The sequence below is a fragment of the Aeromonas sp. R2-3 genome (genome assembly GCF_040908375.1).
In the GTDB taxonomy this organism is placed as follows: Bacteria; Pseudomonadota; Gammaproteobacteria; order Enterobacterales; family Aeromonadaceae; genus Aeromonas; species Aeromonas veronii.
The window spans coordinates 1-20,636 of record NZ_JBFODP010000019.1 but is presented as its reverse complement, the minus strand read 5'-3'; the positions used below and the strand labels follow the sequence as shown (position 1 = coordinate 20,636).

General features: G+C 58.2%; 21 protein-coding genes. 12 read left to right on the top strand and 9 right to left on the bottom strand.

Annotated features, from left to right (window positions below; all coding sequences use genetic code 11):
• Positions 1 to 165 precede the first annotated feature (165 nt).
• Positions 166 to 1,152, top strand: coding sequence for a DUF2860 family protein (locus AB5Z02_RS08455; RefSeq protein ID WP_019446216.1), 987 nt, complete (start codon positions 166 to 168; stop codon positions 1,150 to 1,152).
• Positions 1,153 to 1,219: 67 nt separating this feature from the next.
• Here AB5Z02_RS08455 and AB5Z02_RS08450 read toward each other — a convergent pair whose 3' ends face one another.
• The 4 genes from AB5Z02_RS08450 to AB5Z02_RS08435 form a co-directional block, all read right to left on the bottom strand.
• On the bottom strand, positions 1,220 to 1,918 hold the full coding sequence (locus tag AB5Z02_RS08450) for a DUF3334 family protein (protein WP_005339098.1): 699 nt from the start codon (positions 1,916 to 1,918) through the stop codon (positions 1,220 to 1,222).
• An 89-nt stretch (positions 1,919 to 2,007) separates the two neighbouring features.
• Entirely contained in the window at positions 2,008 to 2,454 is a 447-nt protein-coding gene (locus AB5Z02_RS08445) for an HIT domain-containing protein (protein ID WP_368215853.1), read from the bottom strand.
• Between the two features lie 74 nt (positions 2,455 to 2,528).
• Positions 2,529 to 3,170: a DUF2057 domain-containing protein gene (locus tag AB5Z02_RS08440; RefSeq protein ID WP_368215852.1), complete on the bottom strand. Its 642-nt coding sequence runs from the start codon at positions 3,168 to 3,170 to the stop codon at positions 2,529 to 2,531.
• Between the two features lie 71 nt (positions 3,171 to 3,241).
• The gene (locus tag AB5Z02_RS08435) at positions 3,242 to 4,141 is read right to left on the bottom strand and encodes a LysR family transcriptional regulator (protein WP_139747924.1); all 900 of its coding nucleotides are present in this window, start codon (positions 4,139 to 4,141) and stop codon (positions 3,242 to 3,244) included.
• Between the two features lie 97 nt (positions 4,142 to 4,238).
• On the opposite strand from AB5Z02_RS08435, the gene AB5Z02_RS08430 reads away from it, so the two are divergent.
• Positions 4,239 to 4,841, top strand: a complete 603-nt coding sequence (locus tag AB5Z02_RS08430) for a short chain dehydrogenase (protein WP_021231956.1) — start codon at positions 4,239 to 4,241, stop codon at positions 4,839 to 4,841.
• A 127-nt stretch (positions 4,842 to 4,968) separates the two neighbouring features.
• On the opposite strand, the gene AB5Z02_RS08425 is transcribed toward AB5Z02_RS08430, so the two are convergent.
• The 3 genes from AB5Z02_RS08425 to dapA all read right to left on the bottom strand — a co-directional run bounded on the left by AB5Z02_RS08425 (position 4,969) and on the right by dapA (position 8,247).
• Positions 4,969 to 6,072 (bottom strand): phosphoribosylaminoimidazolesuccinocarboxamide synthase, encoded by a 1,104-nt coding sequence (locus AB5Z02_RS08425; protein WP_368215851.1) that lies wholly within the window; start codon positions 6,070 to 6,072, stop codon positions 4,969 to 4,971.
• Between the two features lie 167 nt (positions 6,073 to 6,239).
• A complete protein-coding gene (bamC, locus tag AB5Z02_RS08420) occupies positions 6,240 to 7,367 on the bottom strand; it encodes an outer membrane protein assembly factor BamC (protein WP_139399054.1) in 1,128 nt (375 codons plus the stop codon).
• Positions 7,360 to 8,247 (bottom strand): 4-hydroxy-tetrahydrodipicolinate synthase, encoded by an 888-nt coding sequence (gene dapA / locus AB5Z02_RS08415; RefSeq protein ID WP_021231959.1) that lies wholly within the window; start codon positions 8,245 to 8,247, stop codon positions 7,360 to 7,362. Before dapA ends, bamC begins: the two co-directional genes overlap by 8 nt.
• A gap of 205 nt (positions 8,248 to 8,452) precedes the next feature.
• Here dapA and AB5Z02_RS08410 point away from each other — a divergent pair, with 205 nt between their 5' ends.
• The 3 genes from AB5Z02_RS08410 (at position 8,453) to AB5Z02_RS08400 (ending at position 10,139) form a co-directional block, all read left to right on the top strand.
• On the top strand, positions 8,453 to 8,986 hold the full coding sequence (locus AB5Z02_RS08410; RefSeq protein ID WP_005349229.1) for a glycine cleavage system protein R: 534 nt from the start codon (positions 8,453 to 8,455) through the stop codon (positions 8,984 to 8,986).
• Between the two features lie 24 nt (positions 8,987 to 9,010).
• A complete protein-coding gene (gene bcp, locus AB5Z02_RS08405; protein WP_368215850.1) occupies positions 9,011 to 9,475 on the top strand; it encodes a thioredoxin-dependent thiol peroxidase in 465 nt (154 codons plus the stop codon).
• A 163-nt stretch (positions 9,476 to 9,638) separates the two neighbouring features.
• Positions 9,639 to 10,139 (top strand): YfbU family protein, encoded by a 501-nt coding sequence (locus AB5Z02_RS08400; protein WP_368215849.1) that lies wholly within the window; start codon positions 9,639 to 9,641, stop codon positions 10,137 to 10,139.
• A gap of 58 nt (positions 10,140 to 10,197) precedes the next feature.
• Here AB5Z02_RS08400 and yfbV read toward each other — a convergent pair whose 3' ends face one another.
• Positions 10,198 to 10,638, bottom strand: coding sequence for a terminus macrodomain insulation protein YfbV (gene yfbV / locus AB5Z02_RS08395; protein ID WP_005339116.1), 441 nt, complete (start codon positions 10,636 to 10,638; stop codon positions 10,198 to 10,200).
• Between the two features lie 304 nt (positions 10,639 to 10,942).
• Here yfbV and AB5Z02_RS08390 point away from each other — a divergent pair, with 304 nt between their 5' ends.
• The 5 genes from AB5Z02_RS08390 (at position 10,943) to AB5Z02_RS08370 (ending at position 17,699) form a co-directional block, all read left to right on the top strand.
• Positions 10,943 to 12,145 carry an acetate kinase gene (locus AB5Z02_RS08390; RefSeq protein WP_005349210.1) on the top strand — a complete coding sequence of 401 codons (1,203 nt, stop codon included), beginning with the start codon at positions 10,943 to 10,945 and terminating at the stop codon, positions 12,143 to 12,145.
• A gap of 54 nt (positions 12,146 to 12,199) precedes the next feature.
• Complete coding sequence (gene pta, locus AB5Z02_RS08385; RefSeq protein WP_005339119.1) at positions 12,200 to 14,380, top strand: phosphate acetyltransferase; 2,181 nt, start codon at positions 12,200 to 12,202, stop codon at positions 14,378 to 14,380.
• A 380-nt stretch (positions 14,381 to 14,760) separates the two neighbouring features.
• Entirely contained in the window at positions 14,761 to 15,081 is a 321-nt protein-coding gene (locus tag AB5Z02_RS08380; RefSeq protein WP_040065014.1) for a ComEA family DNA-binding protein, read from the top strand.
• Positions 15,082 to 15,176: 95 nt separating this feature from the next.
• Entirely contained in the window at positions 15,177 to 16,088 is a 912-nt protein-coding gene (galU, locus tag AB5Z02_RS08375) for a UTP--glucose-1-phosphate uridylyltransferase GalU (RefSeq protein WP_201942676.1), read from the top strand.
• 213 nt (positions 16,089 to 16,301) lie between these two features.
• Positions 16,302 to 17,699 (top strand): peptide MFS transporter, encoded by a 1,398-nt coding sequence (locus tag AB5Z02_RS08370; RefSeq protein WP_021231963.1) that lies wholly within the window; start codon positions 16,302 to 16,304, stop codon positions 17,697 to 17,699.
• 74 nt (positions 17,700 to 17,773) lie between these two features.
• Here AB5Z02_RS08370 and AB5Z02_RS08365 read toward each other — a convergent pair whose 3' ends face one another.
• A complete protein-coding gene (locus AB5Z02_RS08365) occupies positions 17,774 to 18,745 on the bottom strand; it encodes a response regulator (RefSeq protein ID WP_201906618.1) in 972 nt (323 codons plus the stop codon).
• A 239-nt stretch (positions 18,746 to 18,984) separates the two neighbouring features.
• Here AB5Z02_RS08365 and AB5Z02_RS08360 point away from each other — a divergent pair, with 239 nt between their 5' ends.
• Positions 18,985 to 19,674 carry a DnaT-like ssDNA-binding domain-containing protein gene (locus tag AB5Z02_RS08360; protein WP_255939877.1) on the top strand — a complete coding sequence of 230 codons (690 nt, stop codon included), beginning with the start codon at positions 18,985 to 18,987 and terminating at the stop codon, positions 19,672 to 19,674.
• A gap of 68 nt (positions 19,675 to 19,742) precedes the next feature.
• The gene (locus AB5Z02_RS08355; RefSeq protein WP_236349596.1) at positions 19,743 to 20,597 is read left to right on the top strand and encodes a DnaA/Hda family protein; all 855 of its coding nucleotides are present in this window, start codon (positions 19,743 to 19,745) and stop codon (positions 20,595 to 20,597) included.
• Positions 20,598 to 20,636: the final 39 nt, after the last annotated feature.

Here is a 20,636-nt window from a genome sequence, read left to right as displayed (position 1 = left end):
ACAACCGAGTGAACTCTTCTTAATCTCGCACAATTAATTAACGATTCGCCGAATGAAATGAGTGGGTTAGGATAATTGGCAATATTGAGTCAGTTGCCATTAAGGTTTTTTCTTTATACTCACCGGCCGAAAAAATTCACCACCATTTAATTTAGGAGTTATCCGATGCGCAACACCACCTTGCTGGGCCTGGGCCTGTTGGTCGCAAATAGTGCTTATGCTGATTTGGGTGAAATTCCCAAGGAGTCTGGCTGGTCCGGTTTCCTGCTTGGCGGGGTCAGTGTCATCAATTACGAATCGAATTTTTATAGTGGTGATGATGAAAACCGCCGCCTGAGCGGACTGGGCAGTGCCGAGAGCAGCTCCGCCGTTGCCCCGCTGCTCAACGCAGATATCCGCTACACCTTTGCCGATACCCGCACCCAGGTCTTCCTCGGTAACCTGATCCAGGATGCCATCCGTTTCGACTTCACCCAGCAGCTCGGTATCCGTCAGGAGATGAGCGACAAGGGCATCGTAGCTGGCTCCGTGGTCTTTAATGCCATGCCGACCGAGCAGTGGAGCGATCCCTTCGCCGTAGGCGTTGATCGCCAGTCGACCGATATCAAGTCAAAAGGGGTTCGCTTCGCCTGGGACAGCATCTGGGGGAGCAACTTCAATGGCAGCCTGACCACCCGCAACATCGAGGTGGATGAGGAGCGTAGCGGCAGTCAGTACGGCGCCGATACTGCCGCCAAGCTGGATCGCAACGGCAAGATCCACGCCCTCGACCTCTCCTACAAATGGCAGCTGGCACCCGGTCAGATGCTGGAGCCAGCCTTTATCTACCGCCAAGCCGATCTGGATGGCAGCGCCCAAAGCTACAAGAGCAACGGCCTGCAGTTGACCTACGGCATGCGCGCTTCCCAGTGGTCTTTCGTCAGCAACGCCTATCTGGGCCAGACCAAATATGATGAGGCCAACCCGATCTTTGGCCAAAACGCCGACTCCGACGAGTTTGCCCTGACCGGCACCTTCTTCTGGCACCGCCTGTTCGGTATTGCTCCGCTCTCCGCAACCTTTACCGCTGGCTATGCCAAGTCCGATTCCGACATCAACTTCTACGACTCCGAATCCGTGATGTTCAACACCGGCCTGCTCTACAACTTCTAACGACTGTTGTACGCACCGATACAACAAGGCCACCCGAAGGTGGCCTTGTTGCTATCCGGCGTTTGCCTCAGATACCCAGAGAGTCGAGCAGATCGTCGTGATCGTTGGCAACCGGGGCCGCAGCCTGAGCCGGCTTGGCGGCATCCTGCTTGGCCTGGGCGATCAGCGCATCGGGATCCAGCTCCTCGTGCTCCATCCCCTCATTGTGGATGCGGATGAACTCGGTCTTGTCCATCGCCAGCTCCAGATAGAAGATGTTGTTGCGAGCGGTGAAGAAGGTGACGCGGCGGGACTCCGGGCTGTCGAGATTGGTATCGACGCTCAGCATCACCTGCTTGTTGAGGGCCAGCATCTTCGGCTGGTTCTGGGTGATGTGAGTCTGCAGATCGCGGCCCACCTTGACGGTGAAGCTGCCGACGATCTGGTTCATCAGCTCGCCCATCACGTTGCTCACCTCGTCAGAGGTGTGGGAGATGGCGAGATCCTCCTTGGAGAGTCCCATGCTGAGCATGTAACTCTCGTACAGCTCCATGGCGGCGGCGGCGGAGAAGTTGATCACCACCAGACCGGAAAAACCGCCATCGAACAGCACGAAGCAGCCGATATCCGGTTTTAGGCAGGTCTTGCTGATCCGCTGCACCATGCCGGAAAACCGCACCTGACTCATGGTCGCGGCACTCAAAACGTCCGTCACCGAGTTGCACAGGCTGAGCAGCACATCCTCTGTGGTCAATACGGCATCGTCATCGGATCTTGTCACTATCATGGGACCTTCCTGAACATCGAAAATGGGCTTATCTATACCATAACTCTAACAGATGGCGCGGCCCGGAGACTGAAATAGCGACACGCCTCTCAGTTGACTCCGTTATCAGCAGCCACAGGGGTGAAACCGCTCAGCTTGGCGAGCCGGGCACGCCATATATCGGCCTGCTGCGCCAAAACTTGTGGCTCGTAAGGCACGACCGGATGAGCGCCCCATATGGGACCTGGCCAGGCGCGATCCGTCGCAAAGCGGGCGACATGGTGAAGATGGAGTTGCGGTACCAGATTGCCGAGCGCGCCGATGTTGATCTTGTCCGGGCTGAGGGCCTGTTCCATCAGGTTGGCGACAGCGCAGGACTCCTGCATCAGCTGTTGCTGCTGCTCCGGCGCCAGATGGTGAATTTCCCGCAGGTTGGTAACTCGCGGTACCAGGATCAGCCAGGGATACTGGCTGTCTTTGGCCAGCAAGACACGGCAGAGGGGCAGATCCCCGAGCCACCGGGTATCTGCCTGCAGGCGTGAATGCAATTCAAACATGAAAACCTCGTTGAGTACGATGAACAGAGCGCCTGAAAAAAGGAGTGTCCACGTTACTGCAACGGGCAGAAAACTTAAAGCTGTGGGACCGCCCAACCGATAAAGCGCTTGCGCAGGGCCGGATCGGCCTGGAGGAACAACTGCTGCAACTGCCCTTCCAGCTCGCTGGCAGCCACAACGGGTTGCGCCCCACCGGAGAGCGTAGCCGTTGGTTGTGTAGTCACAGCGACGGCTGTCAGCGCTGCCTTGCCGCCGCTGCGGTTGTATTCAGCCAGTTTGCCGCTCCAATCCACCCCAAGCAGCATGCCGCTGGTCACCAGCACATCCTGCTGGATAGCAAGCGCGTGGCCATTCTCCTGCAACGTCACCACAGGAGCCTTGGCATACGCCTGCATCCCCCGCTCGTCTCCCGGCACGCTGGCCGTCAACTGCAAATGCTGCTTGCTGCCCTGATAGCGCACCACCTGCGGCTCGGAGCGTACCTGCCGATCATTCTCGCTGCTGCTGCGACTGGGAATCACCCCCTCGAAGCGCACCAGCAGTTGCTGTTCGCCATCCGCCAGGGTGGCATGCTGCTCATCTTGCAAGGTGCCGTTGCTCACCGCGAGGATGCGGAAATTCTCCGGCACCTTCACTTCCACCATGGCCTGCGCACTGCCAGCCCCCAACACTGCACAGAGCAGCACAAACCCGGTCAACCCTCTATTACTCTTCATTCCCGCAGATCTTCCTGATGCCGATGATGGGCGCAGGGTAGCAACCAAAGATGACAGAAAAATAACGCCGCTCAGAGCAGGTAGTGGGGTCGCTCGGCAAACCACTGGGCCAGTACCTGCTTGAACAGCCTGATCTTGCGCGGCACCCGCCGCTGCTGGGCATGCAGCACATGAAGCTGATGCAGCCCGCTCTGCCACTCGTCGAGCACGGTCACCAGCTCTCCTGCCATCAGCTGCGATTCCACCAGCATCAGCGGGCACTTGGCATAGCCCATACCGGCGCGCGCCAGCTGTAGCACTGTGCTGTAGTGGTTGGCCCGCACCTTGCCCTGCACCAGAATGTGGGCCTCTTCCCCCTCACGGATAAAGTGCCACTGCTCCCAGGCCGGATTGTGCCCCTGCAACAGGCAGCTGCGCCCGCTCAGCTCATAGGGAGTGGCTGGACGCCCCTCTCGCGCCACCAGCGCGGGGCTGGCCACCACCACATCCTTGAGCCGCCCCAGCGGCAGGGCCACCAGATTGTCCGGCACCTCGCTCATGGCGCGCAGGGCGATGTCGTTTTCTCCCTGACTCATGTCGACCATCTGGTTGGTGAAATTGAGTTCCACCTCCACTCCCGGGCAGAGCGTGGCAAAGCTGGTCAGCAGTTCGCTCACCATGCGGTCGCCGGTACTGACCGGGCAGGTAAAGCGCAGGCGACCGCCATCCTCTTCGGTCAGCGCCTGAATATCCTGCTCCGCCTGCCGAGCCAGCGCGAAGATCTCCCCCGCCTGCTGGTAGAGGGTCTTGCCCGCCTCGGTCAGACTGAGGCGGCGGGTGGTGCGCTGCAACAGTTGCGCATTGAGTGAGGACTCCAGCGCGCTGACGTGGCGACTCAGCATCCCCTTGCTGACCCCCAGCGTATCGGCCGCAGCCGAGAAACTGCCGCGCAGCACCACCTCATAAAAGCTGGCCAGATGGGCGATATCCATCATTAGCTCCAATATGGAAACAATGGGTTTATTTTACGCGCTTTTTCGCATTTTCTGTTGCGCTAGAATCGATACATCCCAACCAGGAGTGATGCAGATGAAAATTGTGATTGTGGGTGCCTCCGGCACCGTCGGCTCCGCGGTCAGTGAACTGCTTGCCAAAGATCATCAGGTGATCCGGGTCGGCCACAGCCGTGGCGATGCCACGGTCGACATGCGCGATCCCGCCTCCATCAAGGCGCTGTTTGCCCAAGTGGGCCAGTTTGATGCACTGGTTGTCGCCAGCGGCAGCGTGGCCTTCAACGGCCTGACCGAGATGACCGACGAGCAGTGGCAGGTGGGACTGGAGAGCAAGCTGATGGGCCAGATCAACCTGACCCGCGCCGCCATTCCCTATCTGACTGACAAGGGCTCCATCACTTTGATCAGCGGTATTCTGAGCGAGGAGCCGATCAACTGGGGCGTGAGCGCCAGCACCGTCAACGGCGCCATCGATCACTTTGTGAAAGCGGCCGCCTGCGAGCTACCCAGAGGCCTTCGCATCAACGTGGTGAGCCCCACCGTGCTGGCGGAGTCGATGGACAAATACGCCGACTTCTTCCCGGGCTTCGTGCCGGTGCCCGCCGCCAAGGTAGCGCAGGCTTACAAGAAGTCGGTGCTGGGCATCCAGACAGGTCAGGTGTTCAGGGTCAACGGCTGATCGCCGCTCGCTTGCCGCCAGACCAGCAATAAAAACGGGCCCCATAGCGGGGCCCGTCTGTTTCTCTGCCTCTCTCCATCGCCGCCAGCAAACGTTTGTTTCTAGGCGACAAAAAAGAGCGCAACCCTTAGTCGATCAGACCGTACTGATCGCGCAGCACCTCGATGATCTCCTGCTTGGGATTGGCAGAACGCGCCAGCTTGTGGCCGATGATCTTCTCGGCGATCCCGACATAGGTGTTGGAGATATCCATCATCACTTCGGTCGGCAGCTTGTTGTCGCGGGCCAGGGCAAAACGTTCCGGCATGCGGTTCTTGTTGAGCAGGATGTCCGGATCCGGGAAGTGGTTGAGCAGCCACTGACGGAAACCCTCTTTGGACTTCTCGACAATCTGACCGTCGCGCAGGGCCGCGCCATCCCAGATACGGGAGCTGTCGGGGGTGCCCACTTCATCCATGTAGATCAGCTTCTCGTTGCCGGCGGCATCGTGGACGTAACCAAACTCGAACTTGGTATCGACGAAGATCTGATCCAGCCCGGCCAGCGCGTCGCTGATGACGTTGAAGCCCTCTTTGAGCAGCACTTCGTAGCGGTCGATGTCGGCCGGTTTGCTGAAGTTGAAGCCTTTATAGTGGCGCTCGATATCGGCACGGGAGACGTTGACGTCATCGGCTTCCGGCACGCCATCCAGCCCTTTCAGCACGCCCTTGGTAGACGGGGTGATGAGGATTTCCGGCAGCTTTTGATCCTTTTGGAGCCCTTCCGGCAGGGTGATGCCGCAGAACTCGCGCTCGCCATCCTTGTAGGCACGCCACATGGAGCCGGTGATGTACTGGCGGGCAATCGCCTCGATCATCACCGGACGGGCTTTTTGCACGACCCAGACGAAGGGGTGCGGAATATCCAGAATGTGGCTGTCGGCCAGTCCCTTCTCCTTGAACAGCTTGAACCAGTGGCTGGAGATGGCATTGAGCGCCGCCCCTTTGCCCGGTACGCCGTTCAGGCCATCCACACCTTGCCAGATGCAATCGAAGGCCGAGATGCGATCACTGATCACCATGAGGGCGAGGGGCGCATCGGCCGGCACATCATAGCCTTTCTCTTTTATGAGCCGGGCACTGTCTTCGGGGGTCAACCAGTAGACGCTGCGCACTTTGCCGGAATGGACAGGTTTATCGGTACGGATCGGCAAATCGTCATTCACCGCCAATACTTGATCTGCAAGACTCATGGCTAATAACACTTCCTGTTTGTGGGGGGTAAACATCGCGAGTTCCTCACCTGCGCGCTCTGTTTGCAACGGGCTGGCAAGGGGGCTCGCATCATCGAAAACCACTCGGAATCCCCGCGTTTTCAGGGGGATTTTGATAACAAAACAGGGGCACAAGGCCCCTGTATTTATTCTGCTTTTGCTGCTGCCTGATCGGCCAGCCCCTTGGCGAACGCCTCGGACAGGCTGATATACATCTGGGAGATAACCCCGGACGATACCGGCTTCTTGTCCTTGTCGAACAGGGTGATGGAGGTCTTGCCTCCCGCCATTTCGCCAAGCTGGAAGCGGTATTTCTCCTCCTCCAGTTTAAACGGCTCGCTCCCTTTCGCCTTCCAGAACTCGGCACCCGGCTCTTCGTACTCGACGTCGATCCAGCCCAGTGACTGCTGGGTATCCTTGATGGCGAAACCGTAAGCAGGCAGTACCTGGTTGAGGCGACGCCACACCTGGTCAAAGGAGCCTTCGGCAATCCAGGCGCTCAGCTCGTTGTTGTCCAGACCCAGTTGCAGACCCATGCCATCGTTGGACTTGTGCTGCTCGCGGGCTTTCAGCTGGCTGTCGTAATAGAGAGAGAACTGGTTCAGCACTCGCGCGGCATAGCGCTGGGCATCGGCAGGGGTCAGCTTGTTGCTGGTCTCGCCATCGATGGTCTCTTCGTGATCCAGTACCCGGACCGACATGTTGACGGCGTGGCGCTGGGCATCGTTGCGCACGGTGAACTGGTAACGCTGACGGATTTTGAAGTCTTCGTCATCTTCACCCCAGCCATCGAGGGCGACCGTGTTGTCAAACCAGCCGGTCTGCAATACGCCATCCTGCTGATCAAGCTTCTCGGTGGTGACCTTGTATTTGGCCAGGAAGTTCATCAGGAACGACCAGGTATCGCGCTCCACGCTCTGGCTGGTGCTCAGGGCATAGAAGGCAACGGTCGGTTCGGTTGCGCTCTGCACCACCTGGCTGCCCGGTACCACGGTCAGCAGTTGAGCGGGTGGGCGCACATCAACTTGGGCGCCGAGGGCACCTTCACGGCTGCTCTCGGGAAGCGGCGGAATATCGTACTGGCTGTTGAAGGTGGGGGCGCTCAATCCTGCGGGGATCAAGAACGCGCGGCCCTCGAGGCGGGCATCTTCATAACCGAAGTCGCGGTTGGCCATTTTGCGATCCTGGGGGGTGCTGCAACCGGCCAAGACGGCCACAGTCGCAACGCTCAGCACCAGACGGGCTCTATTTCCCTTTCCATTAGATTTAAACACTCGCCATCAACTCCGCTGTGGTCAGTGCTCGCGCCATCAGCTGTTCGCCCTCGGGGGTGAGGTCAACCAGCGGCAGGCGCAAGGTGGCTGTTGCAATCAACCCCAGTTGGGCACAGGCCCATTTCACCGGGGTGGGGCTCGGTTCACAGAACAGAGTCTTGTGCAACGGCATCAAGAGATTGTTGATGTCATGCGCCTGCCCGGCATCACCGGCCAGCGCAGCACGACACATGTCGGCCATCTGGGCCGCTGCAATATTGGTGGTGACCGAAATCACGCCATCGCCACCTTGCAGCATAAAATCACAACCAGTGGCATCATCGCCACTGTAGAGAGCAAACTCCGGCCCGCACAGCTCGCGCAGCAGCGGGGTGCGGCTCAAATCGCCAGTTGCCTCTTTCAAACCGATAATGCCGGGAACCTTGGCCAGACGGGCCACGGTCTCCGGTTTGAGATCGCAACAGGTGCGACCGGGCACATTATAAAGAATTTGGGGCAGACCACTAGCCTCGGCGATCGCACAATAGTGGCGATAGAGACCTTCCTGAGTGGGCTTGTTGTAGTAAGGAGTCACCGAGAGGCCCGCCACCACGCCGGTTTTGGCCAGTCGCTTTGCCAATTCAATGGCATGGGCGGTATTGTTGGAGCCGCAACCGGCGATGACGGGAATGCGTCCGGCGGCATACTCAACGCTCTTTTCAACGACGGCGATATGCTCCTGCTCGCTCAGGGTCACCGATTCCCCTGTGGTACCCACCGCAACAATGGCGCTGGTCCCGGCGCTGACATGATAGTCAACCAGTTTGGCCAGACTGGCCCAATCGACTTCACCTGAAGCCAGCATGGGGGTAACGAGCGCAACAATACTACCGCGTAACATGGACTTTTCTCCCGATTTTCAGGGGCGTAATGGTAAAGCTGGCCCCTTTGAAAAACAAGGGAGAGAGGGGGCAAGCCGTGATACCATCCGGAACAAAAAGTAATGGACGAAAGTCGGCAGCGTCCCTCAGGGAGTGGTCATCAGGGCCGGAGGGTTGGCTTGCCAGCGCGGCTTTCGCAACGAAATAACGGACGAGAGAAGATTTATGACTCACTACCTGGTCGTAACGGCCATCGGCACGGACAGGCCTGGCATCGTCAATGAAGTGACCCGCCACGTCAGTGGCTGTGGTTGCAACATTGTGGACAGCCGCCTTGGCATCTTCGGCAATGAATTTACCTTTATCATGCTGCTCTCGGGCGACTGGAACAGCATGATGCAACTCGAAATCAGCCTGCCCCTGCGTAGCCAGGAGTGGGATCTCATCACCATGATGAAACGCACCGAACGCCACCAGTCCCTGCAGTATGACGTCCGCGCCAGTGCCGACCTGTTGATCCGCGACGAGCCCGGCATCGTAAGCCAGTGCACCCAGTTCTTCAGCGAACATGGCTGGAACATTCAGGCGATGCAATCCATGACCCTGGAGCAGCAGCCGTTCAACCTGCTAAAGATCAGTTTTCAGCTCAATCTGGCCAGAGAGGGTGAAGTGGAAGGTTCGCAAACCGCCTTCGCCGAATTCTGTCGTCAACTGGGTGCCGAATCGTTCGAGTTTATCGTCAATCGCAAACACGCCTGAGGGCGTTTTACCCGAGGAGACCCCATGCAACCACTACAAGCTGGCAGCCCCGCCCCCGATTTCTCCCTGCCCGACCAGAATGGCAATCAGGTCAGCCTCGCTGGCCTGCGCGGCAAGAAAGTGCTGGTCTATTTCTACCCCAAGGCGATGACCCCCGGCTGCACCACCCAGGCCTGCAGCCTGCGCGATGTGAACGCCGAGCTGGCCGCCTTCAATGTGGTGGTACTTGGCATCAGCCCGGATCCGGCCAAACGACTGAAGAAGTTCGAAGAGCGGGACCAGCTCAACTTCACCCTGCTAGCCGATGAAGACCACGCTGTCGCCGATGCCTTTGGCGTCTGGGGCCCGAAGAAGTTCATGGGCAAGGAGTATGACGGCATTCACCGTCAGAGCTTCCTCATCGACGAAGAGGGCAAGATTGCCCACAACTTCGACAAGTTCAAAACCAGCGATCACCATCAGGTGGTACTGGATTTCCTCAAGGGATAATCCTCCCCTGCGTTATTGAGAGGCCTGCCATGCAGGCCTTTTTTGTCTGGTCAGCCGCCCCTTGCCAGCGGATTTTTCTCACCAAATCCCCCGCCCAGATCAAAAAATTCATTTTATATATGGGTTAACGTGACCCCAGAATCATCTTCCAGCGAGATATCCCATGAACATGAGCAACACTGAGCGTTTGATCCTGAGCAACCAGTACGAAATTCTGGCGAAACTCAATCCGGAGAAAGCGGACGTCTACCAGCGCGCCAGCACCATCATCGAGCGCGGCTACTGCCTGCAGATCCTCGAGCTGGAGAAGAGCTTCGGCCATCTGGATCTGGCGACCTGCCAGGAGGTGATCGACACCCTGGAGCTGCACCACGCACTGGCCATCTCATGGGGTAATCTGGATACCGCCGATCAGGGCGAGATCAACGCCAGCCGCCTGGAGTTCAATGGCTACAGCCGCAGCCAGGAGCGTGAGCTGGCTGACTACGTCTGCTTCCTGCTGGAGGTGGACAAGCGCTTCCCCGAGCTCAAGTGCCCGTGCGACGAGCTCTCCAGCGACATCGCCATGCGCGACAAGTACCAGCGGATGCTGACTGTATGGCGTCAGTGTCCACGTCAGTACAAGCTCTCCATTCAGGAGATCCGCAAAGTGCTGGCTGCCTGATGGCAGGCCACCAGACAACAAAAAGGCGCCAGTGGCGCCTTTTTGCATCTGAATCGGGTTATTCGTAGAGAAAGGACTTATCGAGCTGCTGGAAGGCGGCCTTGAGGGTATCGGCGAGCTCTTCATAGCGAGGCTGGGAGACCAGCTGACGGCGACCGCCCTGCTCGTTCATCTTGCCGTTGATCTCCCGATACCAGCTCGCCAGCGACGGGGGCAACCGGGTGTCGGCCCGCTGACCGAGCCAGTAGTAACCCTGCAGCGGAAGACTGAGCAGAAACAGCACGGAAGTGATGACTGAAGGCCAGTAGTGCAGCTCGCCAAACTGGAACTGCAGCATCACGCTCAACACCGCCAGCGCGGGGATCACCTTGAGGGCGAACTCGGTCGCCTTGATCACCCGATTTTCAGGAAACATCGAATTGAGCTCGGGACGGCGCGGCCAAAGCGTCATATAATGGCGGCCTTGCTGTAACTTAGTTCCAAAAATGTTCATGCTCATACTACCTCCGAGCGCTTTTTGAACGTACTAACGGCAAAACCTCGACAAAATTTGATGCAAAGTAACAAAGGTTGAGGATGACTTTGTTATTTTTCAACAATCGGGTTATCCTTTGTACGCCCATTTTTGCGTCAAAAGCTTCTTGCTATTGACCTGTCAGGGACGTCTGGATTTCGGGTCTTGTATCACTATACAAGGGGCAAGCAACAGATTGCCAACCCTCATAAGGATAAGTTGAAAGTTTTTGGCCGCACCGCGTCCAACGCATCCGCCTACACAACCCAATCTGCGATAGGATTTATTCATGAGTAAGCTGGTTCTTGTTCTTAACTGTGGCAGCTCTTCCCTGAAGTTTGCCGTCATTGACGCAACCACCGGTGATGACCTGCTGTCCGGCCTGGCCGAGTGCTTCAACCTCGACGATGCCCGCATCAAGTGGAAACTGAATGGCGAGAAAGGCAGTGCCGATCTGGGCGCGGGTGCCGCTCACCAGGAAGCGCTGGACTTCATCGTCAACAAGATCCTGCCGCTCAATCCGGAACTGTCCAAGAACCTGATCGCCATCGGTCACCGTGTTGTTCACGGTGGCGAGCGCTTCACCTCTTCCGTTGTCATCTGCGAAGACGTGATTGCCGGCATCGAAGCTGCTGTTCCGTACGCACCTCTGCACAACCCGGCTCACCTGATCGGTATCCGTGAAGCTCGCCGCGTATTCCCGGCGCTGGCTGACAAGAACGTTGCCGTATTCGATACCGCGTTCCACCAGACCATGCCGGAAGAAGCCTTCCTGTACGCCCTGCCGTACAAGCTCTACAAAGAGAACGGCATCCGTCGCTACGGCGCTCACGGCACCAGCCACTACTACATCAGCCTGGAGGCTGCCAAGCAACTGAACAAGCCGGTTGAAGAGCTGAACATCATCAACTGCCACCTGGGCAACGGCGGTTCCGTCTGCGCCATCAAGAACGGCAAATCTGTTGATACCTCCATGGGTCTGACCCCGCTGGAAGGTCTGGTGATGGGTACCCGCTCCGGCGATCTGGACCCGGCCATCATCTTCTTCCTGCACGACAAGCTGGGCATGAGCGTGGCCGATATCAACACCATGCTGACCAAAGAGTCCGGCCTGCAGGGTCTGACCGAAGTGACCTCCGACTGCCGTTTCGTTGAAGACAACTACGACAGCAAAGAAGAAGCCAAGCGTGCTATGGACGTTTACTGCTATCGCCTGGCCAAGTACATCGGCGCCTACGCTGCCGCCATGGACGGTCGTCTGGACGCCGTTGTTTTCACCGGTGGTATCGGTGAAAACTCTGCCCCAATCCGTGAAATCACCCTGAACAAACTGGGTCTGCTGGGCTTTGACGTTGATCACGACGCCAACCTGAAGGCTCGTTTTGGCAAGGGTGGCGAGATCACCAAGGCTGGTTCTACCAAGGCCCTGGTTATCCCGACCAACGAAGAGTGGGTTATCGCCCACGACGCGCTGGAACTGGTCGGCGCTTAATTGACGCAGTAACTCGAGGCCGCCCACAGGGCGGCCTTTTCCTGATCCCAAAAAATGAACAAGGGGTATAAAGTGGCACGCACTATTATGCTTATCCCGGTCGGCACTGGTGTCGGCGTAACTTCCGTGAGTCTGGGCGTTGTTCGCGCCATGGAACGTCACGGTGTCAATGTCAGCTTCTTCAAACCGGTTGCCCAGCCGCGTCCGGGTGAAACCGGTGCCGAGCGCTCAACCGCCGTTATCCGCGCAGCTGCCAACATCAACCCGCCCGAGCCCTTCACCCTCTCCTACGCCGAGAACATGATCAGCTCCAGCAACACCGATATCCTGCTGGAAGAGATTGTTGCCCGCTTCGAAGAGCACGTGAAATCCAGTGGTGCCGAAGTGCTGGTTGTCGAAGGTATGGTGCCGACCGACAAGCAGCCCTTTGCCAACAAGCTGAACTACGACGTCGCCAAGGCGCTGGACGCTGACATGGTATTCGTGACCCACCCGGGCCATGACTCCAGCCAGAAGCTGAAAGAACGCATAGAACTGGCCTGCTCCAACTTCGGTGGTGTCAACAACCCCCGTATCGTTGGCTGCGTGATCAACAAGGTTGGCGCGCCGGTTGACGAGCATGGTGTAACCCGCCCTGACCTGACCGAGATGTTCGAAGCCCATCACCACGCTTCTGACGCAGCTCACAACCTGGAAGTGCTGCAAGTATTCGGCAAGAGCCCGCTGCGCATCCTGGGTTGCATCCCCTGGAACACCCAGCTGATCGCCCCGCGCGCCAAGGATCTCGCCAAGCATCTGGCTGCCAAGATCTTGCACAAGGGTGAGCTGGACAGCCGTCGCCTGCAGACCGTGACCTTCTGCGCCCGCTCCATCCACAACATGGTTGAGCACTTCCGTCCGGGTAGCCTGCTGGTCACCTCCGGCGATCGCTCTGACGTCATCGTATCTGCCTGCCTCTCCGCCATGAACGGCGTCAAGCTGGGCGCCCTGCTGCTGACCGGCAACTATCATCCGGAGCCGCAGGTAATGGCGCTGTGCCAACAGGCCATGGCCACCGGCCTGCCGATCATGATGACCGGTACCAACACCTGGCAGACCGCCGTCAGCCTGCAGAACTTCAACGTCGATATTCCGGAAGATGACCGCGAGCGTATCGAACTGGTACAGGACTACGTCGCTGGCCACATCGACAAGCACTGGATCGAGTCGCTGACCGTCAGCTCTACCCGTTCCCGTCGTCTGAGCCCGCCGGCATTCCGTTATCAGCTGACCGAGCTGGCCCGTCAGGCCAACAAGCGTGTCGTGCTGCCGGAAGGCGACGAGCCGCGCACCATCAAGGCTGCCGCCATCTGTGCCGAGCGTGGCATTGCCCGTCCGGTACTGCTGGGTAACCCGGAAGAGATCCGTCGCGTTGCCGAGCAGCAGGGTGTGGTACTGACCGATCGTGTCGAGATCATCGATCCGGCCGTTGTGCGTGAGCGCTATGTACCGCGTCTGGTCGAGCTGCGCAAGAACAAGGGCATGACCGAAGTGGTTGCTCGCGAGCAGCTGGAAGACAACGTGGTACTGGGTACCATGATGCTGGAGCGCAATGAAGTTGACGGCCTGGTATCCGGCGCGGTGCACACCACTGCCAACACCATCCGTCCGCCGATGCAGATCATCAAGACCGCGCCGGGCTCTTCCCTGATCTCCTCCATCTTCTTCATGCTGCTGCCTGACCAGGTTCTGGTCTACGGTGACTGCGCGATCAACCCGGATCCGACTGCCGAGCAGCTGGCCGAGATCGCCATCCAGTCCGCCGACTCCGCTGCCGCTTTCGGCATCGAGCCGCGCGTCGCCATGATCTCCTACTCTACCGGCACCTCTGGCGCTGGTGCCGATGTAGAGAAAGTGCGTGAAGCGACCGAGCTGGCCAAGGCCAAGCGCCCCGACCTCATCATCGACGGCCCGCTGCAGTACGACGCGGCCATCATGGAGAACGTGGCCAAGTCCAAGGCACCGAACTCACCGGTTGCCGGTAAAGCTACCGTGTTCGTCTTCCCGGACCTGAACACAGGTAACACCACTTACAAAGCGGTGCAGCGTTCCGCTGACCTGGTCTCCATCGGCCCCATGCTGCAAGGCATGCGCAAGCCGGTCAACGACCTCTCCCGTGGCGCCCTGGTTGACGACATCGTCTACACCATCGCCCTGACCGGTATCCAGGCAGCCCAGGCTGACGAACAAGCCTAATCAGTGCCTGTCTGAAAAAACCGATCACAAAGGCTGCTCACCCCAGGTGAGCAGCCTTTTTTATTGATTCTCTCTTTGAAGACTAGTGAAACATGCCATCAGCACCTTGTTGCGCAGAATAATGCCATCCGGCACCTCCACAACGGTTTGAGCAGAGCATCTCGGGGAAGTCTGCTCGTCAAATCAAAGATACATCTGAAATACATTCCAGATCATAAGGTTGGCTATACGGCGGCATTCATGGCTAAGCGCTTATAGCAAATCCGCCACCATCGGCATGAGAATTTGACCTGTTAGAAATAGCAGTGAAAAAGACCCGTTCGATACGCTATTTCTCAAAGTGCCCACTCGGCAAAATCCAACATCATGGAGGAATGGAAATGCTGATGAAGAAGTTCTCTGCAATCATGCTGCTGGCCTGCTTGCCCCTGTTCAGCCAACCCGTGCTGGCCGCAGATAAGGCAACGCCCAAGCAAACAACCACGACCGCGGTCGCCAAGGAGTCCGGCAAGCTGAATATCAATACGGCCACCCTTGCCGAACTCACCAGCCTGAAAGGGATTGGTGACAAGAAGGCACAAGCCATCGTCGACTATCGGGAAAAACAGGGAAAGTTCACCTCGGTCGATCAGCTGGCGGATGTCAATGGCATTGGCCCTGCCACGCTGGAAGCCAACAGGGACATGATAATAGTCAAATAAAGTCGAATGGATCAGTTGCAAATGGGGCAGCCTGTGGCTGCCCCATTTTTCTTGGGGTATTATTGCCGCACTTTAATCCCGCTGGATAGTTTTCCATGAAAAAGACTCCTCTTGTTGTTCGTAAGGCCGTGCTCCCAGTAGCCGGTCTGGGTACCCGTATGCTGCCAGCCACTAAGGCCATCCCGAAAGAGATGTTGCCGGTGGTCGACAAACCGCTGATCCAGTACGTAGTGCGCGAAGCCATCGCCGCCGGTATCAAGGAGATCGTGCTGGTCACCCACTCGAGCAAGAACTCCATCGAAAACCACTTCGACAAGAGTTTCGAACTGGAAGCGACCCTCGAGAAGCGAGTCAAGCGTCAGCTGCTGGAAGAGGTGCAACAGATCTGCCCGAAAGACGTCACTATCATGCACGTCCGCCAGGGTGAGGCCAAAGGTCTGGGCCACGCGGTGCTCTGCGCACGCCCGCTGATCGGTGACAACCCGTTTGCCGTGCTGCTGCCGGATGTACTGATTGATGAAGTGGCCAGCGACCCGAAAAAAGACAACCTGGCCGAAATGGTGCACATGTTCGAAGAGAACCAGATCAGCCAGATCATGGTGGAAGCGGTTCCGGAGAGCGAAGTGGACAAGTACGGCATCGCCGACATCAAGGGCGAGGCCCTGAGCGAGGGGATGTCCCTGCCGATGCAGGCCATTGTCGAGAAGCCGCCCCGTGACGAAGCCCCCTCCAATCTGGCGGTGGTGGGTCGTTACGTCCTCTCCTCCAATATCTGGCCGCTGCTGGAGAAGACCCCGGCCGGTGCCGGTGACGAGATCCAGCTGACTGACGCCATCGCCATGCTGATGGAGCAGGAGCAGGTCAACGCCTACTTCATGAAGGGCAAGAGCCACGATTGCGGCAGCAAGCTGGGCTACATGAAAGCCAATGTGGAATATGCCGTGCGCCATCACGAGCTGAATGGTGAATTCATCGGTTGGCTGAAGCAGTTCGTCAAGCAGTTGTAATCGCTGATAAATCTGTTTTTTATAGACGTATTTAAGGGGCATCAAATGATGCTCCTTTTTCATTTTTGCAACAAAAAATCAATCAAGAGTAAATAAACTCTCAGCAAATCATAATGTTGTAATTTATTCACACATGCTCTATAAGGATTGAGGCGTGTTTCTCGCCCTTGCATAAAAAACTCAAAAAAATATAAGACACAGGTGGAAGTTCCAATGAATAACCCGTCAAAAGGGACCTTTTTAGGTCACCCTAAAGGGCTTTTTTTGCTCTTTAGTACCGAACTGTGGGAGAGATTCTCCTATTACGGCATGCGTGCCGTACTGGTGCTCTATCTGACCGACCTGACTGCCAACGGCGGTCTGGGCTGGAGTCAGGCAGATGCCCTCAAACTCTACGGTATCTATACCGGTCTGGTTTATATCACTCCGCTGATCGGCGGCTGGCTGGCTGACACCTTCCTGGGTCAACGTCGCGCCATCCTGATCGGTGCCGTGCTGATGGCCGCAGGTCAGTTCACTCTGGCACTGCCCCACGCCATGTTCCCGGATATGGTCAACACCATGTTCTACGCGGGCCTCGCGCTGCTGATCGTGGGTAACGGCCTGTTCAAACCGAACATCTCCACCATGGTGGGTGACCTCTATGAAGAGGGCGATCACCGCCGTGATGGTGCTTTCACCATCTTCTACATGGGTATCAACCTGGGTTCCCTGCTGGCAGGTGTGATCTGTGGTGCTGCCGCTACGGCCTACGGCTGGCAAGCAGCCTTCGTCGGCGCCGGTATCGGTATGCTGCTCTCTCTGGTGATCCAGGCCACCATGGCCCAGCGTTTCCTGGGTGACATCGGTCGCGTCACTGCCGCCCAGCGCGCAGCCGCCCTGCGTACTACCGAGCAGAAAGCACCGCTGACCAAGCAGGAAGTGGATCGCATCAAGGTTATCCTGGTACTGGGTCTGTTCACCATCATCTTCTGGGCTGGTTTCGAACAGGCCGGTGGTCTGATGAACCTCTACACCCAGGAGTATACCGACCGCATGATCGGCAGCTTCGAAGTGCCGACCGCCTGGTTCCAGTCCCTGAACCCCTTCTTCATTATCACCCTGGCACCGGTCGTTGCGGCCATCTGGATCAAGCTCGGCAAGAAAGAGCCGAACTCTCCGGTGAAATTCGCCATGGGTCTGCTGTTCCTGGCTATCGGCTTCCTGTTCATGGTGGGTGCCGTGCTGCAGCAGGGTGGTGACAACACCGTCAAGACCTCCATGTTCTGGCTGGTTGGCGCATACCTGTTCCACACCCTGGGCGAGCTCTGCCTCTCCCCGATTGGCCTCTCCATGGTGACCAAGCTGGCTCCGCTGCGTCTGGCTTCCCTGATGATGGGTGCCTGGTTTGGCTTCGTTGCCCTGGCCAACTACGCTGCGGGCTTTATCGGCTCCTTCGTGGGTGAAGCCGGCCCGATCGCCATCTTCGGTGGCATCGCCCTGGCGGCGGTACTGAGCGCCCTGATCCTGCTGACCATGGCCAACCGCCTGGTCTACTGGATGCACGGTGCCGAAGGCCCGGCCAAAGAGCCGCAAGCTCAAGAGAAGAAACTGCAATCCGCCACCGTCTAAACGGTCAGGATTGTAAACAACAAACAGGGCGCCGATGGGCGCCCTGTTTGTTTTGGCCTGTTTATCAGGCGGCATCAGTGATGACGAACCTGCACATCCAGTGAGCCGCCGCTGTCGCTGCGAAACTGCAGGGCGAACGGTTCATGCCAGCTGCGTTTGTGCAGGGCGTAGTGGCTGCTGCGCATCAGACCAAGGGGTAGGCCGCCGGAGCGCATCAGCCAGTGGGGAGAGGTAAGCCCTGCGTTGGCAAACACCAACCCATCATGCTGATCAAACAGCAGCGCCGCCATGGCAAAAGAGTGGCGAAGCCCGGACGCCATCAACTGATGGTTGAGGTAGTCGAGCAACCGGTGCGGCTGGCTCAGCAACCGGCTCTCGTTCTGCTGAAACTGGCGATAGGGGACGTTCATCAAGGAGCGCACCAGCGCACCACAAAATGCCGCATCCGTACCCATGATCGGCAGCTCCATCACCAGCACCAGCAGCTTGTCTTCCACCTTGAAGGTATCGGGAATAAACAACTGCCCCAGCCCCTTGAACGTGACCTGCCAGGGACCCCACTCCTGCAAGCCCGGCGGCTTGAGCCCCGCCAGCAGGCGGCTAGCCGCCTTGTCATGGGCACTGAAATAGTCGATGTGATCCATCAGCTCCAGCTGCTGCGCCCGGTTGGCGCTGCCGTTGAGACACTGTTCAATGCTGCGCTCGACCAGTGCGTAATCCTCGAGGGGTTTGAGCAGATAGTCCCGCGCACCGGCACGCAAGGCGCTGGCGACCGCCTCCATAGTGCTCTGGGCCGAAATAACGATCACCGGGATATGGGGATAGCGCGCAGAGAGGCAGGCGATCACTTCGTGACCATCCATATTGGGCATGTTGAGATCGCAGAGCACCACATCGGGATGGTAGAGAGCTGCGGCCGACAGACCCTCAATCCCGTCTTCGGCCTGAAAAACCGTTGCCCCATCCCGTGCGAGGTAACTCACTAGCGAGTGGCGAAAAACGGCTTCGTCCTCCACCACCAGGATCCGTAGCCCGGCTCTTAACATCTTGATAAAGCTCTTATTAGTCAATTGGTTATTTAGGTATTAAGACTAGTTCAAAAGTGAGGTATCCGCGGAAGCGATGCGTCAAAAGTAGACCTTGGTCAGGTTCTGAGCGACAGATTGCTCTATTAACAACCACATAGCAGCACAACCTCTCCCCACAATGTCGCTACCTCCATGCGAATTGTGCAAGCCCCTGCCATAGGGGATAATGGCCGCCACACAAGCGCATAAAGAAGACCATGACTCCAGCCGAATACAGTGCCCTCGCCCACCCCAGATTGTCCCATCCGGCCCGCAGTCTCTATACCCTGCAGCTGCGCCGACTGGTGCTGGAAAATCAGTTGGCCCGGATTAACTATCCCGAGCTGGGTCGCGCACTGGCGGTGGTTGACCCGGGCGATCCCTGTGGCTTCTCGTTTCAGGTCAACGCCCGCCAGCTCACCGAACTGTTCGATGAACTGATGGAGGCGGGCCTGCTGCAGGTCGAGGCTCAGCCCGAGAGTGAGCACTACCATCAGTGCCCGTTTCAGTTGCCGCTGCTGACCCAGAAATTGCGCAGCCCGCTGCCGGAGCGCCCCTTCCAGATGCATCTGCAATGGCGCCCGGACGAAGAGTTGCCCGCCCTCGCCCGTCTGTGCGGGGTGATCGATGCCAGCTATAGCGAAGAGGATCTGGGAGAATTTATCGCCTACTGGCTGGGGCGCCCCGAGGTATTCGACTCCCAGCATCAATGGATGCTCAAGTTTATTCGCGCCCTCAAGACCCGCCGCTATACCCGTCGCAAGCCGATGGAGGTGCAGGGCTATCAGCAGGTGACTCCTGCCCCGGCAGAGTCGGGCCCCAGCAAACGGGCCCAACAGATGATTGAAGAGGCAAAGCGGCTGGCAGAGAGTCAGCAGATGCCTGCCCAGACACCGGATAATGATTGATACCATCTGCCTGCTGCAGGCAGAATCAGACCCCTGTCCCATCCCTGATCAAGCAGAAGGAGCATTCCATGACTGACCCGCAAGATCCCCTGCGCCAGGAGCTGGAAGAGATCGAAGCCAAGCGCCAGAAGATCGCCAAGGCCAAGCAGGATCACCGCATTCACGACCCGGAATTAAGCCGCCATGTGGGAGGCCTGCTGGAGCGCATTCGTCGCCTGCAGCAAGAGACCGGCGGCGGCCAGTATGACTACGAGACCCTGCGCAAGGAGTACGACGCCAAGGCCAACGCCGAGGTGCGCGAGCTGCAGAAGGCGGCCCGTCAGGAGCGGATCCAGAAGCTGATCGCCCAGGCCGACCTCAACCCCGACTGGGTGTTCGACAAGATGGATGCTACAGATCCGGCGCTGCAATATCCCATCGAGACCGCCCGTTACTTTATCAGCGGTTTCGAGCACTGGGAGAAGAGCGGTGGCGGCTGCATGCTCATCTACGGCGACTACGGCACCGGCAAGTCAACGCTGGCTGGGGCGGTTGCGCACGAGCTGATCGAGCGTCACCAGAAATCGGTGATCTTCCAGCAGTGGGCCTCCATCGTCGATCGCCTCTTCTTCAACGTGATCCCCGATCAGGACGAGCGCAACCAGTACCGCCGCGCGCTGGAAGAGGTGGATCTGCTGATCATCGACGAGGTATCGGCCAACCGCGCCAAGATGGCGGAGAGCCAGTCCAGTTTCCTCGGCCACCTGCTGCGCCGCCGTCGCAACCTGTCAAAAAGCGTCATCATCATCACCAACCACACGCCCCAGACCCTGCATCAGGCGATCGGTGATTTCAGCTATGAGGCGATCAAGGCGTTCAATCCGGTGGATATCCACCTGAGCGGCCCCAGCCGTCGCCCCAGCATCGGCAACTACAACGGCTAATCCCCTCTCAGCGGGTGCGAGCCGCCAGCGGCTCGCACC

Coding starts and splice junctions, on each gene's coding strand:
- yfbV (WP_005339116.1), bottom strand. CDS start 10,638: ATGAGCATGAACATTTTTGGAACTAAGTTACAGCAAGGCCGCCATTAT.
- pta (WP_005339119.1), top strand. CDS start 12,200: ATGAACAAGGGGTATAAAGTGGCACGCACTATTATGCTTATCCCGGTC.
- AB5Z02_RS08400 (WP_368215849.1), top strand. CDS start 9,639: ATGAACATGAGCAACACTGAGCGTTTGATCCTGAGCAACCAGTACGAA.
- AB5Z02_RS08355 (WP_236349596.1), top strand. CDS start 19,743: ATGACTGACCCGCAAGATCCCCTGCGCCAGGAGCTGGAAGAGATCGAA.
- AB5Z02_RS08435 (WP_139747924.1), bottom strand. CDS start 4,141: ATGGATATCGCCCATCTGGCCAGCTTTTATGAGGTGGTGCTGCGCGGC.
- AB5Z02_RS08430 (WP_021231956.1), top strand. CDS start 4,239: ATGAAAATTGTGATTGTGGGTGCCTCCGGCACCGTCGGCTCCGCGGTC.
- galU (WP_201942676.1), top strand. CDS start 15,177: ATGAAAAAGACTCCTCTTGTTGTTCGTAAGGCCGTGCTCCCAGTAGCC.
- AB5Z02_RS08390 (WP_005349210.1), top strand. CDS start 10,943: ATGAGTAAGCTGGTTCTTGTTCTTAACTGTGGCAGCTCTTCCCTGAAG.
- AB5Z02_RS08360 (WP_255939877.1), top strand. CDS start 18,985: ATGACTCCAGCCGAATACAGTGCCCTCGCCCACCCCAGATTGTCCCAT.
- AB5Z02_RS08450 (WP_005339098.1), bottom strand. CDS start 1,918: ATGATAGTGACAAGATCCGATGACGATGCCGTATTGACCACAGAGGAT.
- AB5Z02_RS08425 (WP_368215851.1), bottom strand. CDS start 6,072: ATGAGTCTTGCAGATCAAGTATTGGCGGTGAATGACGATTTGCCGATC.
- AB5Z02_RS08455 (WP_019446216.1), top strand. CDS start 166: ATGCGCAACACCACCTTGCTGGGCCTGGGCCTGTTGGTCGCAAATAGT.
- bcp (WP_368215850.1), top strand. CDS start 9,011: ATGCAACCACTACAAGCTGGCAGCCCCGCCCCCGATTTCTCCCTGCCC.
- AB5Z02_RS08445 (WP_368215853.1), bottom strand. CDS start 2,454: ATGTTTGAATTGCATTCACGCCTGCAGGCAGATACCCGGTGGCTCGGG.
- AB5Z02_RS08370 (WP_021231963.1), top strand. CDS start 16,302: ATGAATAACCCGTCAAAAGGGACCTTTTTAGGTCACCCTAAAGGGCTT.
- dapA (WP_021231959.1), bottom strand. CDS start 8,247: ATGTTACGCGGTAGTATTGTTGCGCTCGTTACCCCCATGCTGGCTTCA.
- AB5Z02_RS08365 (WP_201906618.1), bottom strand. CDS start 18,745: ATGTTAAGAGCCGGGCTACGGATCCTGGTGGTGGAGGACGAAGCCGTT.
- AB5Z02_RS08410 (WP_005349229.1), top strand. CDS start 8,453: ATGACTCACTACCTGGTCGTAACGGCCATCGGCACGGACAGGCCTGGC.
- AB5Z02_RS08380 (WP_040065014.1), top strand. CDS start 14,761: ATGCTGATGAAGAAGTTCTCTGCAATCATGCTGCTGGCCTGCTTGCCC.
- AB5Z02_RS08440 (WP_368215852.1), bottom strand. CDS start 3,170: ATGAAGAGTAATAGAGGGTTGACCGGGTTTGTGCTGCTCTGTGCAGTG.